At 67.2% G+C, this 19,769-nt stretch carries 22 protein-coding genes and 1 tRNA gene; 16 read left to right on the forward strand and 7 right to left on the reverse strand.

Annotation, left to right across the window (positions count from 1 at the left end):
* Position 1: 1 nt before the first annotated feature.
* The 3 genes from ACTTAG_RS12045 to ppx are packed head-to-tail and all read left to right on the forward strand — an operon-like array spanning position 2 to position 4,491.
* Positions 2-679 (forward strand): chromosomal replication initiator DnaA, encoded by a 678-nt coding sequence (locus ACTTAG_RS12045; RefSeq protein WP_444462553.1) that lies wholly within the window; start codon positions 2-4, stop codon positions 677-679.
* 47 nt (positions 680-726) lie between these two features.
* A complete protein-coding gene (locus ACTTAG_RS12050) occupies positions 727-2,901 on the forward strand; it encodes an RNA degradosome polyphosphate kinase (RefSeq protein ID WP_444462554.1) in 2,175 nt (724 codons plus the stop codon).
* Positions 2,902-2,937: 36 nt separating this feature from the next.
* Positions 2,938-4,491 (forward strand): exopolyphosphatase, encoded by a 1,554-nt coding sequence (ppx, locus tag ACTTAG_RS12055; protein WP_444462555.1) that lies wholly within the window; start codon positions 2,938-2,940, stop codon positions 4,489-4,491.
* 9 nt (positions 4,492-4,500) lie between these two features.
* On the opposite strand, the gene ACTTAG_RS12060 is transcribed toward ppx, so the two are convergent.
* Genes ACTTAG_RS12060 through ACTTAG_RS12075 form a run of 4 tightly spaced genes read right to left on the reverse strand, consistent with a single transcriptional unit; the run spans position 4,501 to position 7,192 of the window.
* Entirely contained in the window at positions 4,501-4,938 is a 438-nt protein-coding gene (locus tag ACTTAG_RS12060; protein WP_444462556.1) for an AAA+ family ATPase, read from the reverse strand.
* An 18-nt stretch (positions 4,939-4,956) separates the two neighbouring features.
* Entirely contained in the window at positions 4,957-5,985 is a 1,029-nt protein-coding gene (locus ACTTAG_RS12065) for an endonuclease/exonuclease/phosphatase family protein (RefSeq protein WP_444462557.1), read from the reverse strand.
* Positions 5,985-6,689, reverse strand: a complete 705-nt coding sequence (locus ACTTAG_RS12070; protein WP_444462558.1) for a TerB family tellurite resistance protein — start codon at positions 6,687-6,689, stop codon at positions 5,985-5,987. Before ACTTAG_RS12070 ends, ACTTAG_RS12065 begins: the two co-directional genes overlap by 1 nt.
* Positions 6,690-6,706: 17 nt before the next feature.
* Complete coding sequence (locus tag ACTTAG_RS12075) at positions 6,707-7,192, reverse strand: GNAT family N-acetyltransferase (protein WP_444462559.1); 486 nt, start codon at positions 7,190-7,192, stop codon at positions 6,707-6,709.
* A gap of 150 nt (positions 7,193-7,342) precedes the next feature.
* On the opposite strand from ACTTAG_RS12075, the gene nhaA reads away from it, so the two are divergent.
* Positions 7,343-8,515 (forward strand): Na+/H+ antiporter NhaA, encoded by a 1,173-nt coding sequence (nhaA, locus tag ACTTAG_RS12080; RefSeq protein ID WP_444462560.1) that lies wholly within the window; start codon positions 7,343-7,345, stop codon positions 8,513-8,515.
* A 76-nt stretch (positions 8,516-8,591) separates the two neighbouring features.
* Here the strand turns inward: nhaA and ACTTAG_RS12085 are convergent, their stop codons facing one another.
* Complete coding sequence (locus ACTTAG_RS12085) at positions 8,592-10,817, reverse strand: methyl-accepting chemotaxis protein (protein ID WP_444462561.1); 2,226 nt, start codon at positions 10,815-10,817, stop codon at positions 8,592-8,594.
* 198 nt (positions 10,818-11,015) lie between these two features.
* On the opposite strand from ACTTAG_RS12085, the gene ACTTAG_RS12090 reads away from it, so the two are divergent.
* The 6 genes from ACTTAG_RS12090 (at position 11,016) to ACTTAG_RS12115 (ending at position 15,279) form a co-directional block, all read left to right on the forward strand.
* Positions 11,016-11,846 (forward strand): metalloregulator ArsR/SmtB family transcription factor, encoded by an 831-nt coding sequence (locus ACTTAG_RS12090; RefSeq protein WP_444465245.1) that lies wholly within the window; start codon positions 11,016-11,018, stop codon positions 11,844-11,846.
* Between the two features lie 241 nt (positions 11,847-12,087).
* Positions 12,088-13,332: an organoarsenical effux MFS transporter ArsJ gene (gene arsJ, locus ACTTAG_RS12095; protein WP_444462562.1), complete on the forward strand. Its 1,245-nt coding sequence runs from the start codon at positions 12,088-12,090 to the stop codon at positions 13,330-13,332.
* 109 nt (positions 13,333-13,441) lie between these two features.
* Positions 13,442-13,867 carry an MgtC/SapB family protein gene (locus ACTTAG_RS12100; protein ID WP_444462563.1) on the forward strand — a complete coding sequence of 142 codons (426 nt, stop codon included), beginning with the start codon at positions 13,442-13,444 and terminating at the stop codon, positions 13,865-13,867.
* A 230-nt stretch (positions 13,868-14,097) separates the two neighbouring features.
* Positions 14,098-14,694: a DUF4010 domain-containing protein gene (locus ACTTAG_RS12105; protein ID WP_444465246.1), complete on the forward strand. Its 597-nt coding sequence runs from the start codon at positions 14,098-14,100 to the stop codon at positions 14,692-14,694.
* Between the two features lie 94 nt (positions 14,695-14,788).
* A tRNA-Thr gene (locus ACTTAG_RS12110) sits at positions 14,789-14,861 on the forward strand.
* Positions 14,862-15,141: 280 nt separating this feature from the next.
* Positions 15,142-15,279: a hypothetical protein gene (locus ACTTAG_RS12115; RefSeq protein WP_444462564.1), complete on the forward strand. Its 138-nt coding sequence runs from the start codon at positions 15,142-15,144 to the stop codon at positions 15,277-15,279.
* Positions 15,280-15,331: 52 nt separating this feature from the next.
* Here the strand turns inward: ACTTAG_RS12115 and ACTTAG_RS12120 are convergent, their stop codons facing one another.
* A complete protein-coding gene (locus ACTTAG_RS12120; protein WP_444462565.1) occupies positions 15,332-15,832 on the reverse strand; it encodes a hypothetical protein in 501 nt (166 codons plus the stop codon).
* 1 nt (position 15,833) lies between these two features.
* Positions 15,834-16,637 (reverse strand): phage portal protein, encoded by an 804-nt coding sequence (locus ACTTAG_RS12125; protein WP_444462566.1) that lies wholly within the window; start codon positions 16,635-16,637, stop codon positions 15,834-15,836.
* Between ACTTAG_RS12125 and ACTTAG_RS12130 the strand changes: the two genes are divergently transcribed.
* From ACTTAG_RS12130 to ACTTAG_RS12155, 6 genes are all read left to right on the forward strand, one after another.
* Positions 16,626-17,294, forward strand: coding sequence for a Mu transposase C-terminal domain-containing protein (locus ACTTAG_RS12130; RefSeq protein WP_444462567.1), 669 nt, complete (start codon positions 16,626-16,628; stop codon positions 17,292-17,294). The two genes, ACTTAG_RS12125 and ACTTAG_RS12130, sit on opposite strands and share 12 nt — an antisense overlap.
* 66 nt (positions 17,295-17,360) lie before the next feature.
* Positions 17,361-18,101 carry an AAA family ATPase gene (locus ACTTAG_RS12135; RefSeq protein ID WP_444462568.1) on the forward strand — a complete coding sequence of 247 codons (741 nt, stop codon included), beginning with the start codon at positions 17,361-17,363 and terminating at the stop codon, positions 18,099-18,101.
* Positions 18,098-18,691: a hypothetical protein gene (locus ACTTAG_RS12140; RefSeq protein ID WP_444462569.1), complete on the forward strand. Its 594-nt coding sequence runs from the start codon at positions 18,098-18,100 to the stop codon at positions 18,689-18,691. The genes ACTTAG_RS12135 and ACTTAG_RS12140 overlap by 4 nt, the downstream gene beginning before the upstream one ends.
* Complete coding sequence (locus ACTTAG_RS12145) at positions 18,691-19,056, forward strand: hypothetical protein (protein ID WP_444462570.1); 366 nt, start codon at positions 18,691-18,693, stop codon at positions 19,054-19,056. Before ACTTAG_RS12140 ends, ACTTAG_RS12145 begins: the two co-directional genes overlap by 1 nt.
* Entirely contained in the window at positions 19,056-19,298 is a 243-nt protein-coding gene (locus ACTTAG_RS12150; RefSeq protein WP_444462571.1) for a helix-turn-helix domain-containing protein, read from the forward strand. Before ACTTAG_RS12145 ends, ACTTAG_RS12150 begins: the two co-directional genes overlap by 1 nt.
* Positions 19,299-19,344: 46 nt before the next feature.
* Positions 19,345-19,767 carry a hypothetical protein gene (locus ACTTAG_RS12155; protein WP_444462572.1) on the forward strand — a complete coding sequence of 141 codons (423 nt, stop codon included), beginning with the start codon at positions 19,345-19,347 and terminating at the stop codon, positions 19,765-19,767.
* Positions 19,768-19,769: the final 2 nt, after the last annotated feature.

The raw sequence follows: 19,769 nt of genomic DNA on the forward strand, positions 1-19,769 counted from the left end.
GATGACCCGCCAATTGCCCCTGCCGCTGCCGGTGCGCGTCGCCGAGGGGCGCGAGGATTTCTTCGTCGCCCCCGCCAATGCGCTGGCGCTGAGCCTGCTCGATGCGCCCGACAGCTGGGCACAGGGGCGGATGCTGCTTCTGGGCCCCGAGGGCGCGGGCAAAAGCCATCTCGCCGCGATCTGGGCCTCGGAGCGCGGGGCGGTGATCCGCGCCGCCGCCGATCTGACGCCCGCGACCGTGGCAGATCTGACCGCCACGCGCGCCGTGGTGATCGAGGATGCCCAGCATCTGGCCGGGCAGGCGGCGGCGGAACAGGCGCTGTTTCACCTGCTCAACCTGACCGCGGCCGAGGGCGGGCGCTGCCTGATCACCGCCCCTGCCCCGCCGCGGGACTGGGGCGTGGCGCTGCCCGATCTGAAAAGCCGGCTGGATGCGACGCAATCGGTCCGCATCGCCCCGCCTGACGAGGCGCTTCTGGCCGCCGTTCTGGTCAAGCTTTTTGCCGACCGGCAGCTGACGGTGCCGCACAGCCTGATCGGCTGGCTGGTCTTGCGGATGGAACGCTCGCTCGGGCTGGCGCGGGCGCTGGTCGCGGCGCTGGATGCGCGCGCCCTGGCCGAGGGGCGCGCAATTACCCGTGCAATGGCCGCCGAAGTGCTGGACAGGCTGCAAGGCTGAGGCCAAACTGTCATCGCGCCGTCACAATCGAAAAGCATAAGCGCTCCATGACACTTGCAGATTTCCTCTCCGCCCCCTACCCCGCCCCTGTCACCATCCCGGACGAGGAACGCACCGGACCGAAGCGCTTCTTCAACCGTGAATTGAGCTGGCTCGCCTTCAACTGGCGGGTTCTGGAAGAGGCGGAAAATCCGCGCGTGCCGCTTCTGGAACGGCTGCGCTTCCTGTCGATCTCGGCCAACAACCTGGACGAATTCTACACCGTCCGCGTGGCCGGGCTGATGGAGCTGGTGCGCGAACGCAACAGCCTGCCCTCGGATGACGGGCTGACGCCCGCCGAACAGCTGGTGCTGATCAATGCCGATGCGCGCAAGCTGATGGAGACGCAGCAGACCACCTGGAACCGGCTGCGCCGCGAGATGGAGGGCGAGGGCCTTCATCTGCTCACCCGCACCAAGATCAACGCCCGCGACCGCGCCTTTCTGGCGGAATATTTCCTTGCCAATGTCTTTCCGGTGCTGTCGCCGCTCGCCATCGACCCGGCGCACCCCTTCCCCTTCATTCCGAACACCGGCTTCTGTCTGGCGCTGGAACTGGAACGCGAAAGCGACAGGCGCCGGATGCAGGCGCTGCTTCCGATCCCGCAGCAGATCGCCCGTTTCGTGCGCCTGCCGGGCGAGGCCCGCTTCCTGCCGCTGGAAGAGCTGCTTTTGCTGCATCTGGGCATGCTCTTCCCCGGCTATGCCGACACCGGCCATTGCGCCTTCCGGGTGCTGCGCGACAGCGATCTGGAAGTCGAGGACGAGGCCGAAGATCTGGTGCGCGAGTTCGAAACCGCGCTGAAACGGCGCCGCCGCGGTCAGGTGATCCGGCTCAAGATCACCGCGGGCGCGCCCGAGGCGCTGCGCCGTCTGATCATGGACGAATTGCAGGTCGCCCCCGATGCGGTGGTCGAGGTCAAGGGACTTCTGGGCATCGCCGATCTGTCGCAGCTGGTCTTGAACACCCGCCCCGACCTGCTCTGGCCGCCGTTTTCCCCGCGCGTGCCCGAACGGGTCGAGGATCACGCGGGCGACATGTTCGCGGCGATCCGGCAGAAAGATATCCTGCTGCATCATCCCTATGAAACCTTCGATCTGGTGATCCGCTTCCTCAATCAGGCGGCGCATGACCCGAACGTGCTGGCGATCAAGCAGACGCTCTACCGCACCTCCAAGGACAGCCCCGTGGTCGATGCTTTGTGCGAGGCGGCCGAGGCGGGCAAGTCGGTCACCGCGCTCGTGGAGCTGAAGGCGCGCTTCGACGAGGCGGCGAACATCCGTCAGTCGCGGCGGCTGGAACGCGCGGGCGCGCATGTCGTTTACGGCTTCATGCACTTGAAAACGCATGCGAAAATCTCGACCGTCGTGCGGCGCGAGGGCGATACGCTGGTGACCTATACCCATTACGGCACCGGCAACTATCACCCGATCACCGCGCGGATCTATACCGACCTCAGCTTCTTCACCTGCGATGCCCAGCTGGGCCGCGATGCCACCAAGGTCTTCAATTATCTCTCGGGCTATGTGCAGCCCGAGGGGCTGGAAAACCTTGCGATCTCGCCGATCACGCTCAAGCCGCGGCTTCTGGAACTGATCGCCGCCGAGATCGAGCATGCGAAAGCCGGGCGTCCGGCCGAGATCTGGGCCAAGATGAACAGCCTGATCGACCCCGAGGTGATCGACGCGCTTTATGCCGCCTCGAATGCCGGGGTGAAGATCTCGATCGTCACTCGCGGCATCTGCGGCGTGCGGCCGGGCATCAAGGGCCTGTCGGAAAACATCCGCGTCAAATCCATTGTCGGGCGGTTTTTGGAACATTCGCGCATCGTCTGTTTCGGCAATGGCCACGGCCTGCCCTCGGATCAGGCGCGGGTTTTCATGTCCTCGGCCGACTGGATGGGGCGCAACCTGACGCGGCGGGTCGAAACGCTGGTCGAGGCGAAGAACGAAACGGTGAAGGCGCAGATCGTGGGGCAGATCATGACCGCGAACATGGCCGATACCGCGCAAAGCTGGTTACTGGGCCCCGATGGCCACTACACCCGCCATCTGCCTGAAGGGAAAGAGCTTTTTTCCTGTCACCGCTATTTCATGGAAAATCCCTCGCTGTCCGGGCGCGGCTCGGCGGGGGCCAAGGACGTTCCTGCCCTTGCCCATTCCCCCCTCGACACGATAGCGTGATACCGCTCACACCGTAACGACTCAGCAGGCTGCCCGATGATCGCAAAGACCGTTGCCCCGCAATCGGACAACGAAGACTGGGATCCGTTCGGGCGCGAGCTGTTCGACGACCCCTCCGCACGGGCGCTGTCCCGCGTCGGCGTCGTCGATGTCGGCTCGAACTCGGTGCGGATGGTGGTCTTTGACGGCGCCGCCCGCTCGCCCGCCTATTTCTACAACGAAAAGGTGATGGCGGGGCTGGGTCAGGGGCTGGCCGAAACCGGGATGCTTTATCCCAAGGGCCGGGCCCGGGCGCTTTCGGCGCTGAAGCGTTTTGCATTGCTCGCCAAGGGGATGGAGATCGGTCCGCTGACCTGCGTGGCCACCGCCGCCGTGCGCGAGGCCAAGGACGGGCCGGAATTCCAGCGCCAGGTGGAGCAGGAAACCGGGCTGCGGCTGCATGTGATCGACGGCGCCGAGGAGGCGCGGCTCTCGGCGCAGGGCGTGCTGGTGGGCTGGCCCGAGGCGCAGGGGATCATCTGCGACATCGGCGGCAACTCGATGGAACTCGCGGTTCTGGGCGGCGGCAAGGTCGGCGCCCGGGCGACCTCTCCGCTTGGGCCGTTCCGGCTGCAGCAGGTCAAGGGCGGGCGCAAGGAGCTGACCGCCCATATCCGCGAGCATATCGCCAAGCTGGCCGCGGCGGTGGGGCTGGGCCATGAGCGGCTTTATCTGGTCGGCGGCTCGTGGCGGGCGATTGCGCGGCTCGACATGGAGCGGCGCAACTACCCGCTTCTGGTCTTGCACGAATACCGGATGGACCCGGAGAACCTTTTGAAAACGCTGGATTGGGTCGCCAAGCAGGACACGGCGGCGCTGCGGGCGAAGACCGGCACCTCGGAAGCGCGGATGGAGCTGGTGCCGCTGGCCTCCATGGTGCTGCGCGAGCTGATCGAGACCTTCCAGCCCAAGGAAATCGACGTTTCCTCTTATGGCATCCGCGAGGGGCTGCTTTATGAAAAGATGCCCGACAAGCTGCGGGCGCGCGATCCCCTGATCGAGGCCTGCCGTCATGCCGAACGCACGATGTCGCGGCTGCCGGGCTTCGGCAAACGGCTGCATGCCTTCATCCAGCCGCTCTTCGGCGAGGTCTCGCCCAAGCGCTACCGGCTGATCCGGGCGGCCTGTCTTTTGCACGACACCACCTGGCGCACCCATCCCGATTACCGCGCCGAGGCCTGTTTCGACAATGTCACCCGCGCCAATATGGCGGCGCTGAGCCATCCCGAACGGGTGTTTCTGGGGGTGTCGCTCTTGCACCGCTACAAGAATTCGCGCGCGGGCAGCCGGTTCGAGCCGCTGTTCACTCTGCTCTCGCCCGAACAGCTGCGCGAGGCCGAGATCCTGGGCAAGGCGATGCGCTTTGGCGCGATGTTCTCGATCCAGGACCCGGGCGATGCCGGAGAGCTGAGCTACAACGAAACGACGAATGCGATCGAGCTGCGGCTGACGAAACGCGGCGCGGGGCTTTTCGGTGAAGTGGCCGAGGCCCGCTTCGCCTCGCTCGCCGCGGCGATGAAGGCCACGCCGATGGTGGTGCTGCCGGGCTGATCCGGGCGATCAGAGATCCGTCACCGGCCCCGGCCCCGGCGGTTTGGCCCGATCATCGGGCGCAGGCAGCGGCGGCGGCTTCGGCGCGCCCGGCACCCGGCGGATCACGATATCCCCATTCGGCAGCCGCTCGGGCGCCTGATAGTTGCGCATGTCATCGACCAGCGCCAGAAGTTCGCGCAGCCGCGGCCCCAGCTGCTCGGCCGCTTCACCCAAGCCCTTCTGCATCTCGTCCAGTTCGGGCGCCATTTCCTCGAACAGGCCGCGCAGGAACATCTCGGCGCCGCGCTCGACCAGCGACTTGCCCGCCGCCATGTCATCGCGCGGGCTGGGCGCGGGAAGCTCGGGCTCGGGCGGCGGGGACGGTGTCTCCTCAGCCCAAGCGAAAAAGCCGCCAAGGAGAAGGGCGGCCACCACCGATCCGGCAAGAAGAGAACGCTGTGTCATGCCGCCATCCTACCCCGATCACAGCGCCAAATCCACCGTGACCGGAAAATGATCCGAGGCCTGCAGCAAGGCCTCGCGCAGTTCCGCCACCCGATAACAGCCCGGATCGTCAAACGGATGCCAGATCCGCCATTTCGGTGCATGTGCGCACAGATCGGGCGAGAGCGCGATATAATCCAGCATCGCCGACAGATAGGCCCCCGGCGGCGGCTCGGGGATGAAGAACCGCGCCGAGGCGGGCAGCGCCGTCGCCTTGCCGCGCGGCAGCCGGGCATGCGGGTCATGCAGCTGCCGCGCGGGCGGCCCGCCGGTGCCCAGCACGATCTCCAGCCCCGACCGGCCGAACAGCTCTTCGTATTCGTCAAGCCCCGGCCCGTCGTTGAAATCGCCCAGCACGATCAGGCTTTCGCCCGCCTCCAGAACCGCATCGACGCGGCGGCGCAGCCACAGACATTGCGCCAGCTGCTTGCGGCGGTTCTCGATCGCCAGCCGCACCTCGGCGGCGGGATCATTCGCCCCATGCGGCGCCTTCGACTTGATATGCACGCCGATCAGCCGCAGCCGCCGCCCCGCCCCCGGCCCGGCCAGAACCTCGATCTGCACCTCGAGCGGCGGTTTCGAAAAGGTCACCGTGTCCAGCCGGTCGTCGATATCAAGGTCGATCTGCAACGACAGATCGAAGCGCGGCGCCTCGGCGCTGCCTTCGGCCGGGTCGTGCCAGGCCTGCAGCACCTCGGGATCATAGAGCAGGGCGATTTCCTGCTGCGTCTCGTTTTCGAAGCCCAGAAGCGCGCGGCGCTGGCGCAAGCCGAATTTCGCCGCAAAGGCCTCCAGCATCGGCACGGTCTTGTGCCGGGTGTTGTTGTCGGGCGCCTCGACGATCAGGAAGCAATCGGCATCCACCGCGGAAAACACGATGCCCAGCGCCCCCAGCTGCTCCGCCCGCGTCACCCCGTAGCGCGCGGAATTTTCGCGGTCGTCCAGAATCCGGCCGCGCCGGTCGAAGAGCGAGGTGAACCATTCGACATTATAGGTGGCAATCCGCATCACAGCGCCGCCTGTTTCACCCCGGCCGAGATTTCCGCCCAGGCCCGGTTCAGCGCGATCACCCGTTCCTCGGCCAGTTTCACCGCCTCGGGCGGCAGGCCGCGCGCCAGCGCGCGATCGGGGTGGGCCTCGCGCACCATCGCCTTCCAGCGCGCCCGCGCCGCCGCCAGATCGGACCCCGGCGCCAGCTCCAGCACCGACCACGGGTCGGGCGCGGCATCGGCCACATAGCTCGCGCGGATCGAGCGGAAACAGGCCTCGTCGAGCCCGAAGATCGCCGCCACCTCGTGCAGGAAGGCATCCTCGTTGTCGTGATATTCGCCATCGGCCAGCGCGATGGTGAAGAGCCCCTCCAGCAGATCCTGCAGCACCGGCGCGCCCGGGCCGAACATCGCCGCGATCTTGCGGGCATAGGCGTCAAAGCCCGCCACATCGGTGCGCGCCATGTCGAAGACGCGGGCGGCATTCTGTTCTTCCTCGGGCGCGATCACGAAGACGCGGCGAAAGGCCGTCACCTCGTCGCGGGTGACGCGGCCATCGGCCTTGGCCATCTTGGCGCCGAGCGCAATCACCGCGATGGTGAAGGCCACGGTGCGTTCGGGCGGGGTTTTCAGATGGTCGAACACCGCCGAAAGCCCCTCGCCCCGGGCGAGGGACGAAAGCGCCTCGCCGATGCGGGCCCAAAGGGAAAGCGGCTTGTCCATGCGGCCAGTCTACCCCCTCAGAGCCGCTTTTGCATCAGCACAAGGTCGATGAAACGGCCAAATTTGTATCCGGCTTCGGAAATCCGCCCGGCCTCGGCATAGCCCACCGCGGCATGAAAGGCGAGACCGGCGGGATTTTCCGCCGACACCCCCGCCACCATCAGATGCGCGCCGCGGGCGCGGGCGTGATCCTCGATCGCCGCCATCAGCGCCCGGCCGACGCCCTGCCCCCGCGCCGCGGGCGCCAGAATGATCGTGTGTTCCATCGACCGCGCATAGCCCAGCCCCTTGCGGAACTGGTCGTAGCTGGCAAATCCCGCCACCTGCCCCGCGATCTCGGCCACGAAAAAGCCGCGGCCCTCGGCCTGGCGCGCCGCAAGCATCGCGCCGAGGCTCTCGACCGTATGCGGGGTCGGCGAAAAGCCCACCGCGGTGGTTTCGATCAGCGGATTCCAGAACGCAAGCACGGCCGGAACATCGGCCAGGGTGGCGGGGCGGATCATCGGGGCACTCCTTTCGCGCACCATGGCCGAGCCCGCGGACAGATGCAATCGCGGCCCGACAGCCGGAAACGACGCCCGAACAGGTCGATTTTTCTTGAACCTCGGCCAGAAAACCCCATTTCGGACAGGAAAACAGGGACAGGAGGGACCGTGCTGGGTCGGATCGAGAAACTTTTCGCGCATGAGGCCGCCGGTGGCATCATGCTGATGCTGGCGACGGTGGTGGCGCTGATCGTGGCGAACACCGATCTGGCGGGGCTTTATGCGCAGATCCTGCATCTGAAATTCACCATCGCGCTGGGCGAGACGGGGCTGTCGAAGCCTTTGATCCTGTGGATCAACGACGGGCTGATGGCGATCTTCTTCCTGCTGGTCGGGCTGGAGCTGAAGCACGAGCTGCGCGAGGGGCGGCTGAAGACGCCCTCGAATGTGGTGCTGCCCGGGGTGGCGGCGCTGGGCGGCATGCTGGTTCCGGCGCTGATCTATCTGGCCTTCACCTGGTCCGACCCGGTGCACCGGACCGGCTGGGCGATCCCGACGGCGACCGATATCGCCTTTGCGGTGGGCGTCGTCGCGCTTTTGGGCAAAAGGGTGCCGCCGGCGCTGAAGCTGTTCCTGCTGACGCTGGCGATTCTCGACGATCTGGGCGCCATTCTGGTGATCGCGCTGTTCTATACGGCGACGCTGAAGCCGGTCTATCTGGCGCTGGCGCTGATCCCCCTGGCGCTGATGGCGCTGCGGCTCTGGATGGGCGCGCATCGGATCGCGCCGACGCTGATCCTGGGCGCGGTGCTGTGGGTGCTGGTGCTGAAATCGGGGGTGCATGCGACGCTGGCGGGGGTGATCACGGCGTTTTTCCTGCCGATCCGCGACCGTCACGGCGCCTCGCCGCTGCATGCGCTGGAACATGGGCTGGCGCCCTATGTGGCCTTCCTGATCGTGCCGATCTTCGCGCTGGCCAATGCCGGGGTGACGCTGACCGGCCTTGGCCTTGCCGATCTGGCGGCGCCGCTGCCGCTGGCGATTGCGCTGGGCCTTGTGGTCGGCAAGCAGCTGGGGGTGTTCGGCGCCACCTTCGCGCTGGTGAAGCTTGGCTTCGCGCGCCTGCCCGAGGGGGCAAGCTGGCTGCAGCTTTACGGCATCGCGGCGCTGGCCGGGATCGGTTTCACCATGTCGCTGTTCATCGGATCGCTGAATTTCGAGACCGATGCACAGATGAATGCGGTGCGGCTGGGGGTGCTGGCGGGCTCGCTCGTGTCGGCGCTGGTGGGCTATGCGGTGCTGCGCCTTGCCCCGGAACCGGCACGCCAGAGCCGGGACTGAAGCCCAAACCAAGGCTGAAAACAGGGTCGGGGCGCGCTTGCGGCAACCTTTGCGCCGCAAGCGCGCCCCGGCCGGTTCAGGCGGCCTGCGCCGCCGTCCCGCCCCGGTCAGAGGCCCGTTCGAACCGCGCGATGGCCTGCGACAGCCGCTGCGCCGCGCGCAGAAGATCGCGCCCCGAGGCCGCGGCCCGCTCGATCCCCTCGGCGTTCTTCTGGGTCGCCAGATCCAGCACCTCGGTCGCCGCCGTCACCTCGCCGATGCTGGCCGATTGCTCCCGGCTGACCTGCGCCAGCTCCTGCACATGGCGCACGATCGCCTCGATCACCGTCACCGCGGCGGCAAGGCCCTGTTCGGCCTCGCCCACGAGCCTCTCCCCTGCCCCCACATTGTCGCGTGCCTCGGTGATCAGACCCCCGATCTCGGCCGCGGCAAGGGTGGTCCGCTGGGCAAGATCGCGGACCTCTGACGCGACGACGGCAAAGCCGCGTCCGGCCTCCCCGGCGCGGGCGGCCTCGACCCCGGCATTCAGCGCCAGAAGATTGGTCTGAAACGAAATATCGTCGATCACTGAAAGGATCCGGGCAATCGCATCCGAAGAGTCGGTGATCCGCCCCATCGCCGTCACCACCCGGCCCACCGTCTCCTGCGCGCGCGCGATGTCGCGCCGCATCCGCTCGGCGCTTTGCGCGGTCTCGGCGGCCCGCGCCGCCCCGGTGCGCGACGCGCCCGCCAGTTCGGTCATCGCCGCGGCGGTCTCCTCCAGCGAGGCCGCGGCCTGTGCCGCCTGAACCGTCATCTCGGCCGCCCCCTGATCCAGCGCCGTCGAGGTGACCAAAATCCCCGCCGTGCTGTGCTCGATCGTTTCGACAAGCTCGGCCAGCCCGGTCAGCGCCGCATTGAAATTGGCCCGCAGGCTTTCGTAATCGGGCGGGAAAGGGCTGTGGATCTGCGCCGTCAGATCGCCCGCGGCCAAACGGCGCAGCCCGGTCTCCAGCGCGGCAACGATCTGCTGCTGTTCGTCCAGCCGCGCGGCGCGTTCGGCCGCAAGGCCGTCTTCGCGCTGCTTGCGCTCGGCCTCGGCCGCGCGCTCGGCTTCGTGCCGCTGTGCCGCGCGCATCGCCTCGGCCCGTTCCTCCGCCCGTTCCTGCGCGATCCGGGCCAGATGCTCGGCCTCCCGCGCCGCGGCGGCCTGCCGGGCAGCCTCGGCCAGCCGGTCGTTTTCGACAAGCGTGTCACGAAAGATCAAAAGCGCCTGCTGCATCTCGCCGATCTCGCCGCCGCGGCGACGCATGCCGTCAAGCGCCCGATGATCGCCCGAGGCAAGGCTGCGGGTCCGCCCCGCAAGCCTGCGCAAGGGCCGCACCACCAGCCCCTGCAGGGCCAGAACGACAAGCCCCAGCGCCGCCGCGGCCAGCGACAGCAGCAGCGTGAAGCGGCGGTTCGTCCGCTCGGCATCCCCGTCAAGCTGGCGGATATCGGCGGCGACACCGTCGAGCACCCAAAGCCCGCCCCGGGTCACCTCTTTCGTGATCTCCTCGGTCGTGCCAAGCGCCTGCGCCGACAGCGCGGCGGTCCGGGCCGTTTCCGCCAGAACCCTTTTGCGCAGGGACACCAGACTGGTCTCCGGCGCGGCCAGCGCCAGAAGCCGCCTGCGCCCGTCTTCCCGCGCCTCCGGCACCGAGCGCGCCACATTCTCGGCGGCTTCCGCAAATTTCCGCGCCCGCGGTCCGAAGGCGGTGGGATCGTTTTCGGTCAGGATGCGGATGATCTCCGAGCGCAGGCGAATGACATCTTTCGGCTCATAGGCGTTGAACCCGGTCACCACGGTGGCCAGAACCGCGTCGATCTCTCGGAGCGCCTGCGCCAGTTCCGCCTCGGCCGTCATACGCGCCGCAATCGCCGTGGCCAGCGCATCAAGGGTGTCGCGCAGCTTCGCCAGCAGCCCGGGCAGTTGCGGCAGGTCCGCGGTCCGATCTGCCGTCTGGTCCGCCGCCTGGGCGATGCGTGCAAAGCCGTCGATCCGGGCGGCAAGCCTGTCCTGGGCCGCGCGGACACTGGCTGGGTCCGCGGCCTGCAGCAGCTGCGCAAAGCCTTGCGGCAAGGCGGAAATCTCGGCCACGAGCAGGTTCGTGCCGCGCAGGTCGGGGATCCGCTGCTCTGCCATGTCGCGCGTTTGCGCGCGAAACCCCGAAAGCCCCGCATGCGAGATCCAGCCCAGCACGGTGAGCATCGCCGCGAACAGCGCGGCGCAAAGCCCCACCTGCAGTCCGATCTTGCCGAAACGTGATCGAATGGTCGCCATGCCGCACCTTTCCGTTGCCCTGCGGCGGGCAGTCTTGGGCAATCTGTTTGATCAAGACTTAACAACCCAAGGTTGTCATGAAAACTTCATCCCACCGTTACATTTCCGGACCGGCACCCGACCTCAAAGCCCCGGCAAGGCCGGGCTGTCATGAAAGCTTCACTGGACATCCGCCCTGAAATCCATAATTCCTGCATCATGGAACAATCCGCCGCCCTCAGCTTCGCCTGCCTTGGCCATCCCGGCCGCCTTGCCGTGTTCCGGCTTCTGATGCGCTTTGCGCCGCAAGGCGTGCGGCCCACGGAAATCGCAGCCGCGCTGGGGCTCAAGCAAAACACCCTCTCGCATCATCTGGCGGATCTGAGCGCCTGCGGGCTGGTGCAGGTGCGCCGCGAGGGGCGGTCGCTCTTCTACGCCGTCGACCTTCACAAAACCGAATCCCTGATCGGCTATCTCGCCCTCGATCTGGGCCGGGCCCGTCCCGACCTCATGCCCAAAGCTCTTCCTGAAAAGGCAAATGCCATGCCCGATACGCCGTTCAACGTGCTTTTCATCTGCTCGGGCAACTCCGCCCGTTCGATCTTTTCCGAGGCGCTGTTGCGCGATCTGGGCAAGGGCAAGTTCATCGCCCATTCGGCGGGCACACGGCCCGGAACCGCGATCAACCCCTTTGCGCTCGAGGTTCTGGCCCGCAACGGCCACGACACCGCGGGCCTGCGCGCCAAACATCTGTCGGAGTTTCAGGGCCCCGCCGCGCCGCGGATGGAGTTCGTCTTCACCGTCTGCGACACCGCCGCGGCGGAGGAGTGCCCGCCCTGGCCCGGCCAGCCGATCACCGGCCATTGGGGCCTGCCCGACCCGGTGAAGGCCACGGGGACCGAGGCGGAAAAAGCGCTCGTCTTCGCCCAAACCTATGGTGCGCTGCGCCGCCGGATCGCGGCCTTTGTCGATCTGCCCTTCGACACGCTCGACCGCCTGGCCCTGCAAACCCGCGTCGATGCGATCGGCGCCACGCCCGAGGGGGAATGACCATGGCGAAAATCGCGATCAACGGCCTTGGCCGGATGGGAAAACTCGTGCGGCGGCTGGTCGATCCGGGCCATGGGGCCTTCTGTGAAGTTTTACGCCCGGCATGACACCGAATGCGGCCATGTTTGCCGCCTCTCCGATCATCGCCCTAAGCCTCTAATATTCCTTTCACCTTGGTTCAAATATCCTCGGGGGGTGCGGGGGGCAGACAGCCCCCCGGCGCCGCCAGACCGGAGACCCGATGTCCGAAAATCCGATCCGCGCCTATGCCGCCGTCACCGCCGCCTATTGGGCCTTCATGCTCAGCGATGGCGCCCTGCGGATGCTGGTGCTTTTGCACTTCAACGGGCTTGGCTTCAGCGCGTTGCAACTCGCCTGGCTCTTCCTGCTTTATGAAATCGCGGGGATCGCCACCAACCTTGGCGCGGGCTGGCTGGCGGCGCGCTTCGGCCTTGCCGCCACGCTCTACGGCGGGCTTGGGCTGCAGGTGGCGGCCCTTGTCGCCCTTGCCCAACTCGATCCGAGTTGGTCGATCCCCACCTCGGTCGCTTTCGTGATGGCGGTGCAGGGCGTCTCGGGCGTGGCCAAGGATCTGGCGAAGATGTCGTCAAAATCGGCGGTGAAGCTGCTCGCCCCCAGCGGAGACGGCGGGCTTTTCCGTTGGGTGGCGGCGCTGACCGGCTCAAAGAACGCGGTGAAGGGGCTCGGCTTCTTCCTTGGCGCGGCTTTGCTGGCGCTTTTCGGCTTCAAACCGGCGATCTGGGGCATGGCGGGGCTGCTTGCCCTGATCCTGATCGCGGTCGTGGCCTTTTTGCCCGCGGGCCTGCCCGGGCGGATGAAATCCGAAGAGGCCTGGGGCGGCTGGCGGTCGCAAAACCCGCAGGTAAACCGGCTCTCGCTGGCCCGAATGTTCCTGTTTGGCGCCCGCGATGTCTGGTTCGTCGTCGGCCTTCCGGTGTATTTTCAGGCGGTTCTCTCCGATGGCACGGCCGAGGGCCGACGCGAGGCGTTCTTTCTCACCGGCGGCTTCATGGCGCTCTGGATCATCGCCTATGGCGCGGTGCAGGCCTTTGCGCCCCGGCTTCTGGGCGCGAAATCCCAGCCCGAGGCGGCGATCACCGCAAAAGCCATCACCTGGGCGGGCTATCTTGTGCCGATCCCCTTCGCGCTTTCCCTCGCCGTGTTGATCGCCCCGGCCCCCGCGCCCTGGCTGACCGCCACGATCCTCATCGGGCTGCTCGCCTTCGGCTTCGTCTTTGCCATCAATTCCTCGGTCCATTCCTACCTGATCCTGGCCTTTGGCGACGCCAAGCGGATCACCCGCGATGTCGGCTTTTACTACATGGCCAATGCGGCGGGGCGGCTGATCGGCACGCTTTTGTCGGGGCTCAGCTACCAGATCGGCGGGCTGCCGCTTTGCCTGGCCACAGCGGGCGCGATGGCCGCCGCAAGCTGGATCGCCGCGCGCAGGCTGGCGCGGGACTGACCGGCAACCGCCAGGGCGCAAAGCCGGACTGTCGCGGTCGGGGGCCATTCCCCTTCTCGCGCCGGGCGGCGGACTGTGCTGTCATGGGCCAATTGCTCCGGAGGCCCGCATGGACACCCTGCCGATCACGGTTCCGCCCGTCCTGAATCTGGTCAGCGCCATCGCCGTCGGCGCGCTGATCGGCACCGAGCGCGAACGCCGCAAGGGCGAGGGACCGACGCGGTCACCGGCGGGGCTGCGCACCTTTGCCATCGCCTCGACTGCCGGGGCTGTGGCCTTCAGTCTGGGTGGGGTTGTGCTTCTGGCCGTCGTCGCGGCCTCGGTCGCGGGGCTTGCGGCGGTGTCTTACGGCAAGCGGCCGCATCAGGATCCGGGGGCTGACCACGGAAATCGTGCTGCTGCTGACGGTGCTGCTCGGCGGGCTCTGCATCCCCGCGCCGCAGATGGCGGCGGCGATTGCCGTCACGGTGACGGTGCTGCTGCATCTCAAGGCCTGGCTGCACGCCTTGGTCACCACGCTGATCTCAAAGGATGAACTTGACGATGCGCTGATCTTTGCAGCGGCGACGCTGGTCATCCTGCCGCTGGTGCCGGATCGGCCGATGGGGCCCTGGCTGGCGCTGAACCCGCATTCCTTGGGCATCGTGATCGTGCTGGTCATGGCGATCGGCGCGGCGGGCTATCTGGCGGTGCGGCTCTTCGGGGCGCGGTTCGGGCTGCCGCTGTCGGGGGGCGCTCTCGGGGTTCGTCTCCAGCACCGCGACGATCGGCGCGATGGGGGCGCGGGCGCTGCAATCACCCGAAATGCGGGCCGCCTGCGTCGCGGGGGCGGTGCTCTCGACCGTGGCGACCATCTTGCAGATGGCGCTGGTGCTGGCCGCGGTCAGCCTGCCGAGCCTGCGCCAGATGATCCTGCCGCTGGTCTTTGCCGGTGTCGCCGCCGTGGCCTATGGTCTGGTGCTGACGCTGGCGGCGATGCGCCATCCCGCGCCCGAGGCCCCCGGCCCCGGCAGCGCCTTCAGCCTGAAGACGGCGCTGATCTTCGGCACCGTGCTGGCGCTGGTGCTGGTCACCGCGGCCGGGTTGCAGGCACATTTCGGCGGGTCCGGCGTGCTTCTGGCGGCGACGGCGGCGGGGATGGTCGATACCCATGCCTCGGCGATTTCGGTGGCGACGCTGGTTGCGGCGGGCAAGGTTGCCCCCGAGGCGGCGGCGGTGCCGATCCTCGCGGGGCTGAGCGCGAACACTGCGACGAAGATCCTCGTGGCGGCGATCAGCGGCGGGCGCGGCTTTGCCCTGCGCGTCGTGCCGGGGCTGGTTCTGGTCATCCTCGCCGCCTGGGCGGGCCTGTTGTTGCGCTGATCGCGGGACCGCGCCCGGACGGGCTTGCGACATCGCGCAACGCCCCCTCATTCCGCTTGAAAAAGCGGGCCGGGGCGGTTAGGTAGCCGCTGTGGCCGGCTTAGCTCAGCTGGTAGAGCGTCTGATTTGTAATCAGGGGGTCGGGGGTTCAAGTCCCTCAGTCGGCACGTTGTAAAATCAATGGCTTGCAAGCAAAAAATGCCCCGCCCGATCGGCGGGGTTTTGCTTTGGGGGAACACCGGGGGAACAGATCAACCCGTGCCCCGCCGCCGCGCGTTTCTTGCCTCTCGTTGGCACAGCACCGAACAGAAGCGTGCCACAGCCCTCTTGGTCACAGCCACCGGCCCGCCGCAATGCGCGCAGGTTCTGCCCCGCTTCGCCTCGATCCGCGCCGCTTTGGCATCCCGCCCGGCATCGTCGTTCTTGCACTTGTCTCCGGGGCAAAACATGCGGGACACCCGCGAATTTTCGGGCAATGGCTTTCCGCAGCTTTTGCAGCACTTGCCGCGCTTCGCCTCGCGCCGGGCTTCCGCTTCCAGCGCCAGCAGCGAATCAACCCTGCACCGCTTGCAGCAATACTTCTGATAGGGCGGTGCTTTCTCGGGGAGCGGGTGCCCACAATGCTCGCAACGCCGGTCTAGGTCCGCTGGGTCGCAAGGTCGTATGCCGTCGCCTCGGTCGCCATACCCGCGCGCCGGGTGTAGGCCCGATGCGCACTCCCGCAGATGTCCCCGCAGTATTTGTGATGCCCCTCGGGCAAGGGCTTGTGACAGCGAACGCAGCGGGTCCGCTCGATCAGGGTTCCGGCCTCGATTGTCCATTCGGGTTGTCCTTCGTTCCATGTCGGGCGGATCATCGCCCCGGCGATGCGGAAGGCGTCTTCCAGCACCTCCCGCGCCAGAAGATCGGCGGCACACCACCCCCACCCCTGCAAGCACAGATCGGAGCGGATGCCTGCCCGCAGAGGCCCTTCGAGGCCCCACAGACTGCCCGTCGCGCCTGCCTGAAACGCCAGCCGGATCACGCGGGCCAGTTCCTTGGCCAAGGCGTTATAGCGCGCCTCGCCCATGCGCCCGCGGCGGGCATCGCGCGCCCGACGTTCCTTTCGGTTGATCATATGCGCAGGAAGCTGGAGCATGTCAGTCGGCCCAGTCGATGAAGGACAGCGCGTCGTTGAGGGTCGCCCCCTCGATCCCGGCCTCTTTCGCCTGGGCGAGAGCCTGCACCATCGTCGCCAGCGCCCGCGCTTTGCCGCCCGCGTCGAAGGCCTGCATCGGGCGCACCACGTCCACCTTGACGGCCCCGCCCAGCTTTTCCGAAGCTTCCTCGGCCAAGAGCATGGCAATGGGCTGCATGATGATCTGGGCAAGGTGGCGCTGCGCCTCGCGCACAAGCGGCCCTTGCGCCGCAGGCGAGAACATGGCGGGCAGGACGCCATAGGCCGCGAAGATCGCGCCCCGTGCTGCGTCCAGCAATTCCGCAGGCATCGCCCGTTGCAGATCCGGGGTCAGTTGATCCGGCGCCTTGCCCACGTTGGGGTGCATCCCGGCCCCGACAGCCTGCGCCACCCCTTCGACAACCAGCGCCGAACCACGCCGCCCTTTGAACGCCGATCGCATCGCCGCCATGTCGGATGCGCTGCCCTCGGGCATGTGCGCGATCTGAGAGCCCACCGGCGCATCCCGCCAGGTATCCCGAAGCGCGGTCTCGATCTCATGCAGCAGACTCGCGGTCAGGCTCGCCCGCCGCAGCGGCGCCTGTCCGGTCCAAGGGGCCACCGGATCGACGCCCAGACGCATATGCAGCACCTCGGGCGCCAGAACCGTGTGAGAGGTCGAGCCGCCCGCCTCAGAGAGCTGCGCCGCCTGGAGCATCCGACGGCGCTCGACATCCTCCTCGCCCCGATCGCGGGCCGCGATGGGGTTCGCACGGTGGGCAAGCAAGGGCTGAAGATCGGCTCCGAGCACTACCAGACCAGTGCCGCGCCGGTCGGCAGCGAAGTGCTCGTCCGGATGGACCCCTGCGACCTCGGCCGGGCCATCGTCTTCTCGCTCGACGGTGAAACCTACCTCGGCGACGCGATCTGCCCGCACCTGGCGGGCGAGGATCCGGTGGAGGTCGCGATGCGCGTCAAGGCCGCGCAGAAGGCGCTTCTCAAGGAAGAAACCGACCGGATCAAAGGCGAGATGCGCAAGATCAAGCCGCGGGATTTCTCGGATGCGCTGATCCGCCAGGGCGAAAAGCGGGCGGCGAACCTCGCCTATATCGAGCGCCCCGCGACCCCGTTCACGACGCCTGCGCTCGACGCGGCGAAGGCGGCGCTCGACGGGGCCACCCCGGCCGCTCCCACCGCCTACGACCCGGTGGTTGTCGCGACACAGCTGGCCGAGGTGGTGCGCCTGCCCGCGCAGCGCCGCCTGATCCAGCAAGACCAGATGCAGGACCATTTCCGCCGGGCCATCGACCTCGAAGAGGCGATCGCGGCCGGGGAGCAGATCAGCGAGGCCGATGCGGCCTGGCTGCGCAGCTATCAGCAGCACCCCGATTACCGGGGGGCGAAGCGGATTTTCGAAATCCACGGTCGACGGATGTTCGGCTGAGGGAAGGTGCCGCCGGGAGCGTGCAGGCCCCGCGGCGGCGAGCAGTGAAGTGAAGTGAGGAAGAACATGACAGAGAGCAACAGGCAGTTCAACAGCGTCGCGCCCCTGCGCAACGTGGTGGCCATGGTGCAGCTCGTTGACCGCGTGATCTCGCGGGCGCCGACGCTGCCGGGCATGGCGGTCTTCTACGGGCCGAGCGGCTACGGAAAGAGCTCGGCCGCCACCTATGCGATGAACACCTTCGGCGCCTATTACATCCAGGCGGAAAGCACCTGGTCGAAGAAGAGCCTGTGCGAAGCGATCTCGCTCGAGATCGGCATCGAACCCTCGGGCCGCATCGATCAGATGGTGCGCGCGATCTACCGCGAGATCAGCGCCACCGGCCGCCCGCTCTTGATCGACGAGGCCGACCATATCGTCGCCCGCGGCCTGATCGAGCTCGTGCGCGACATCTACGAGAAATCCGAGGCCAGCATCATCCTGATCGGCGAGGAAGACCTGCCGCGCAAGCTGATGCGCTGGGAGCGGGTGCATGGCCGGATGCTGGCCTGGGTGGCGGCCGAGCCGGGCACGATCACCGATGTGACGCTCCTGCAGGAGATCTACTGCCCCGGTGTCGAGATCGAAGACGCCCTGAAACAGCGCCTGCTGACCGAGTCACGCAACTCGATCCGGCGGATCTGCGTGAACCTGAACGAGATCTCGCTGCTCGCGCGGCGCAACGGCACGCAGACCGTCACCTCGGCCGACTGGGGGCAAGGCAGCTTCTTTACCGGCGAACCGCCGCGCCCGCGGGGGCTGAAATGAGAAAGCGCGTCGATACCATGCAGCAGGAAGGCATGACGAACCCGCGCCAGACGATCTGGGATGCGATCCGGGTTCTGGCAGGCGAGGATCTTGAAGGCCATTTCACCGTCACGGATGTCGTCGATCGCACTGGGGCGCATCGCAAGACGACGTCGGACTATTTCGCCTGCCTCGTGGCGGCCGAGTATCTGGCGCAGACCGTCGACACTCCGCCGCGCTTCATCCTGCGCAAGGATGGTGGGGTGCATGCCCCGCGCGTGCGGCGCGACGGTACCGCCGTGACCCAGGGCGCAGGCACCTTGAACATGTGGCGGTCGATGCGGGCGCTGTCGCAATTCACCTATCGCGACATCGCCCTTCATTCGACCACGCCGACGGTATCGGTGACCGAGGAAACGGTGAAGGGCTTTTGCGGGATGCTGCTCGCCACTGGGTTTTTGCGCGTCGTGCAAAAGGCCGATCCGGTCAAGGGGCGGATCGCGACCTATCGGTTGATCCGCAACGACGGCCCGAAGCCGCCGCAGATCCAGCGCGTCAAGCAGGTCTTCGACCCGAACACCGGCAAGGTCTATCAGCGGGGGGCGCACTGATGTCCTTCGTCGACACCGCCGAGAAGGCTTGGGGCAAACCGCTGCCCGACTGGATCGCCGTGCTGGCGCGCCAGTGCGACGAGGGCACGCAACGCAAGGCGGCCGAGCGGCTGGGCTATTCCGCAGGCCTCGTCAGCAACGTCCTGCGCAAGAGTTACGCTGGCAACATGGCGGCGGTCGAGGAAGCGGTGCGCGGCGCCTGGATGGGCGACACCGTCGTCTGCCCGGCCATGGGCACCATCCCCTCGGACACCTGTCTCGACTGGCGCCGCAAGGCGAAGAAGTTCGCGGCGACGAACAACCATCGTGTCCGGATGTTCAAGGCCTGCAACGCCTGCGCTCGCAACCAGAAGGAGGGCGCGTGATGTTCGCAAAACTCGGCATCGACGCACTGCCCGAACGGCTGCGGGCGGCAATCGAGCTCAGCAACATCACGATCGCCGAGGCTGCGCGCCGGTGCGAAATGCCCCAGCCGTCGATCGAGGGCTATCTCGCGGGCAAGAACATGCCCGGCGCCCGCGCCATCGCCGCGATCTGTGTCGGGCTGAAGATCTCGGCCGATTGGCTGCTGTTCGGCACCGGCCATGCACGGCGGGGGTGGCAATGACCAAACCGCCGCAACGCCTGACCAATGACGAGCTGATGAGGGTGGCATGGGATACGTTCACTTCGACTTCGCCGAAATCGAAAGGCAGATGCGGCACATGCGCGACGAGGGTCATGCAAGGGTGATGGCCTCGGCCACTAGCGACCTCCAGCGGCAGGGCTACGAGGCGCAGAACCGGTTCTTCGAGTCGATGCTCTCGGCACAGATCGAAATGCTCCGACTGGTTGCAGACGGCCACGCGCCAGCGTTTATCGGCCGGGTTATCGGCGCGCATGTCGGCAACATCATGATCAACGCGATTTCGGCCTCGACCGATCCGCGCGCCTTGGGCGATGCGATGTACGACGCCATGGGAAAGGCGATCCGGTCGCTTGGCCTCGCGCTCGCGGGCATAACTCTCAGCCCTGACGAATGGGCCGATTTCCGCACGATCGAGGCGGGGGCGGCCACGGAACTCAACCGGGATTAAGG

The organism is Rhodobacter capsulatus, assembly GCF_052363185.1.
GTDB classification, from domain to species: Bacteria; Pseudomonadota; Alphaproteobacteria; order Rhodobacterales; family Rhodobacteraceae; genus Rhodobacter; species Rhodobacter capsulatus_E.

Excerpts from the sequence above, each read along its gene's own strand:
- ppx (WP_444462555.1), top strand. The coding sequence starts at position 2,938 with ATGATCGCAAAGACCGTTGCCCCGCAATCGGACAACGAAGACTGGGAT.
- ACTTAG_RS12145 (WP_444462570.1), top strand. The coding sequence starts at position 18,691 with ATGTCCTTCGTCGACACCGCCGAGAAGGCTTGGGGCAAACCGCTGCCC.
- ACTTAG_RS12065 (WP_444462557.1), bottom strand. The coding sequence starts at position 5,985 with ATGCGGATTGCCACCTATAATGTCGAATGGTTCACCTCGCTCTTCGAC.
- ACTTAG_RS12100 (WP_444462563.1), top strand. The coding sequence starts at position 13,442 with ATGGACACCCTGCCGATCACGGTTCCGCCCGTCCTGAATCTGGTCAGC.
- ACTTAG_RS12115 (WP_444462564.1), top strand. The coding sequence starts at position 15,142 with ATGCGGGACACCCGCGAATTTTCGGGCAATGGCTTTCCGCAGCTTTTG.
- ACTTAG_RS12090 (WP_444465245.1), top strand. The coding sequence starts at position 11,016 with ATGGAACAATCCGCCGCCCTCAGCTTCGCCTGCCTTGGCCATCCCGGC.
- ACTTAG_RS12070 (WP_444462558.1), bottom strand. The coding sequence starts at position 6,689 with ATGGACAAGCCGCTTTCCCTTTGGGCCCGCATCGGCGAGGCGCTTTCG.
- ACTTAG_RS12155 (WP_444462572.1), top strand. The coding sequence starts at position 19,345 with ATGGGATACGTTCACTTCGACTTCGCCGAAATCGAAAGGCAGATGCGG.
- ACTTAG_RS12140 (WP_444462569.1), top strand. The coding sequence starts at position 18,098 with ATGAGAAAGCGCGTCGATACCATGCAGCAGGAAGGCATGACGAACCCG.
- ACTTAG_RS12060 (WP_444462556.1), bottom strand. The coding sequence starts at position 4,938 with ATGACACAGCGTTCTCTTCTTGCCGGATCGGTGGTGGCCGCCCTTCTC.
- ACTTAG_RS12135 (WP_444462568.1), top strand. The coding sequence starts at position 17,361 with ATGACAGAGAGCAACAGGCAGTTCAACAGCGTCGCGCCCCTGCGCAAC.
- ACTTAG_RS12150 (WP_444462571.1), top strand. The coding sequence starts at position 19,056 with ATGTTCGCAAAACTCGGCATCGACGCACTGCCCGAACGGCTGCGGGCG.
- ACTTAG_RS12120 (WP_444462565.1), bottom strand. The coding sequence starts at position 15,832 with ATGCTCCAGCTTCCTGCGCATATGATCAACCGAAAGGAACGTCGGGCG.
- arsJ (WP_444462562.1), top strand. The coding sequence starts at position 12,088 with ATGTCCGAAAATCCGATCCGCGCCTATGCCGCCGTCACCGCCGCCTAT.
- ACTTAG_RS12045 (WP_444462553.1), top strand. The coding sequence starts at position 2 with ATGACCCGCCAATTGCCCCTGCCGCTGCCGGTGCGCGTCGCCGAGGGG.
- ACTTAG_RS12075 (WP_444462559.1), bottom strand. The coding sequence starts at position 7,192 with ATGATCCGCCCCGCCACCCTGGCCGATGTTCCGGCCGTGCTTGCGTTC.
- ACTTAG_RS12085 (WP_444462561.1), bottom strand. The coding sequence starts at position 10,817 with ATGGCGACCATTCGATCACGTTTCGGCAAGATCGGACTGCAGGTGGGG.
- ACTTAG_RS12050 (WP_444462554.1), top strand. The coding sequence starts at position 727 with ATGACACTTGCAGATTTCCTCTCCGCCCCCTACCCCGCCCCTGTCACC.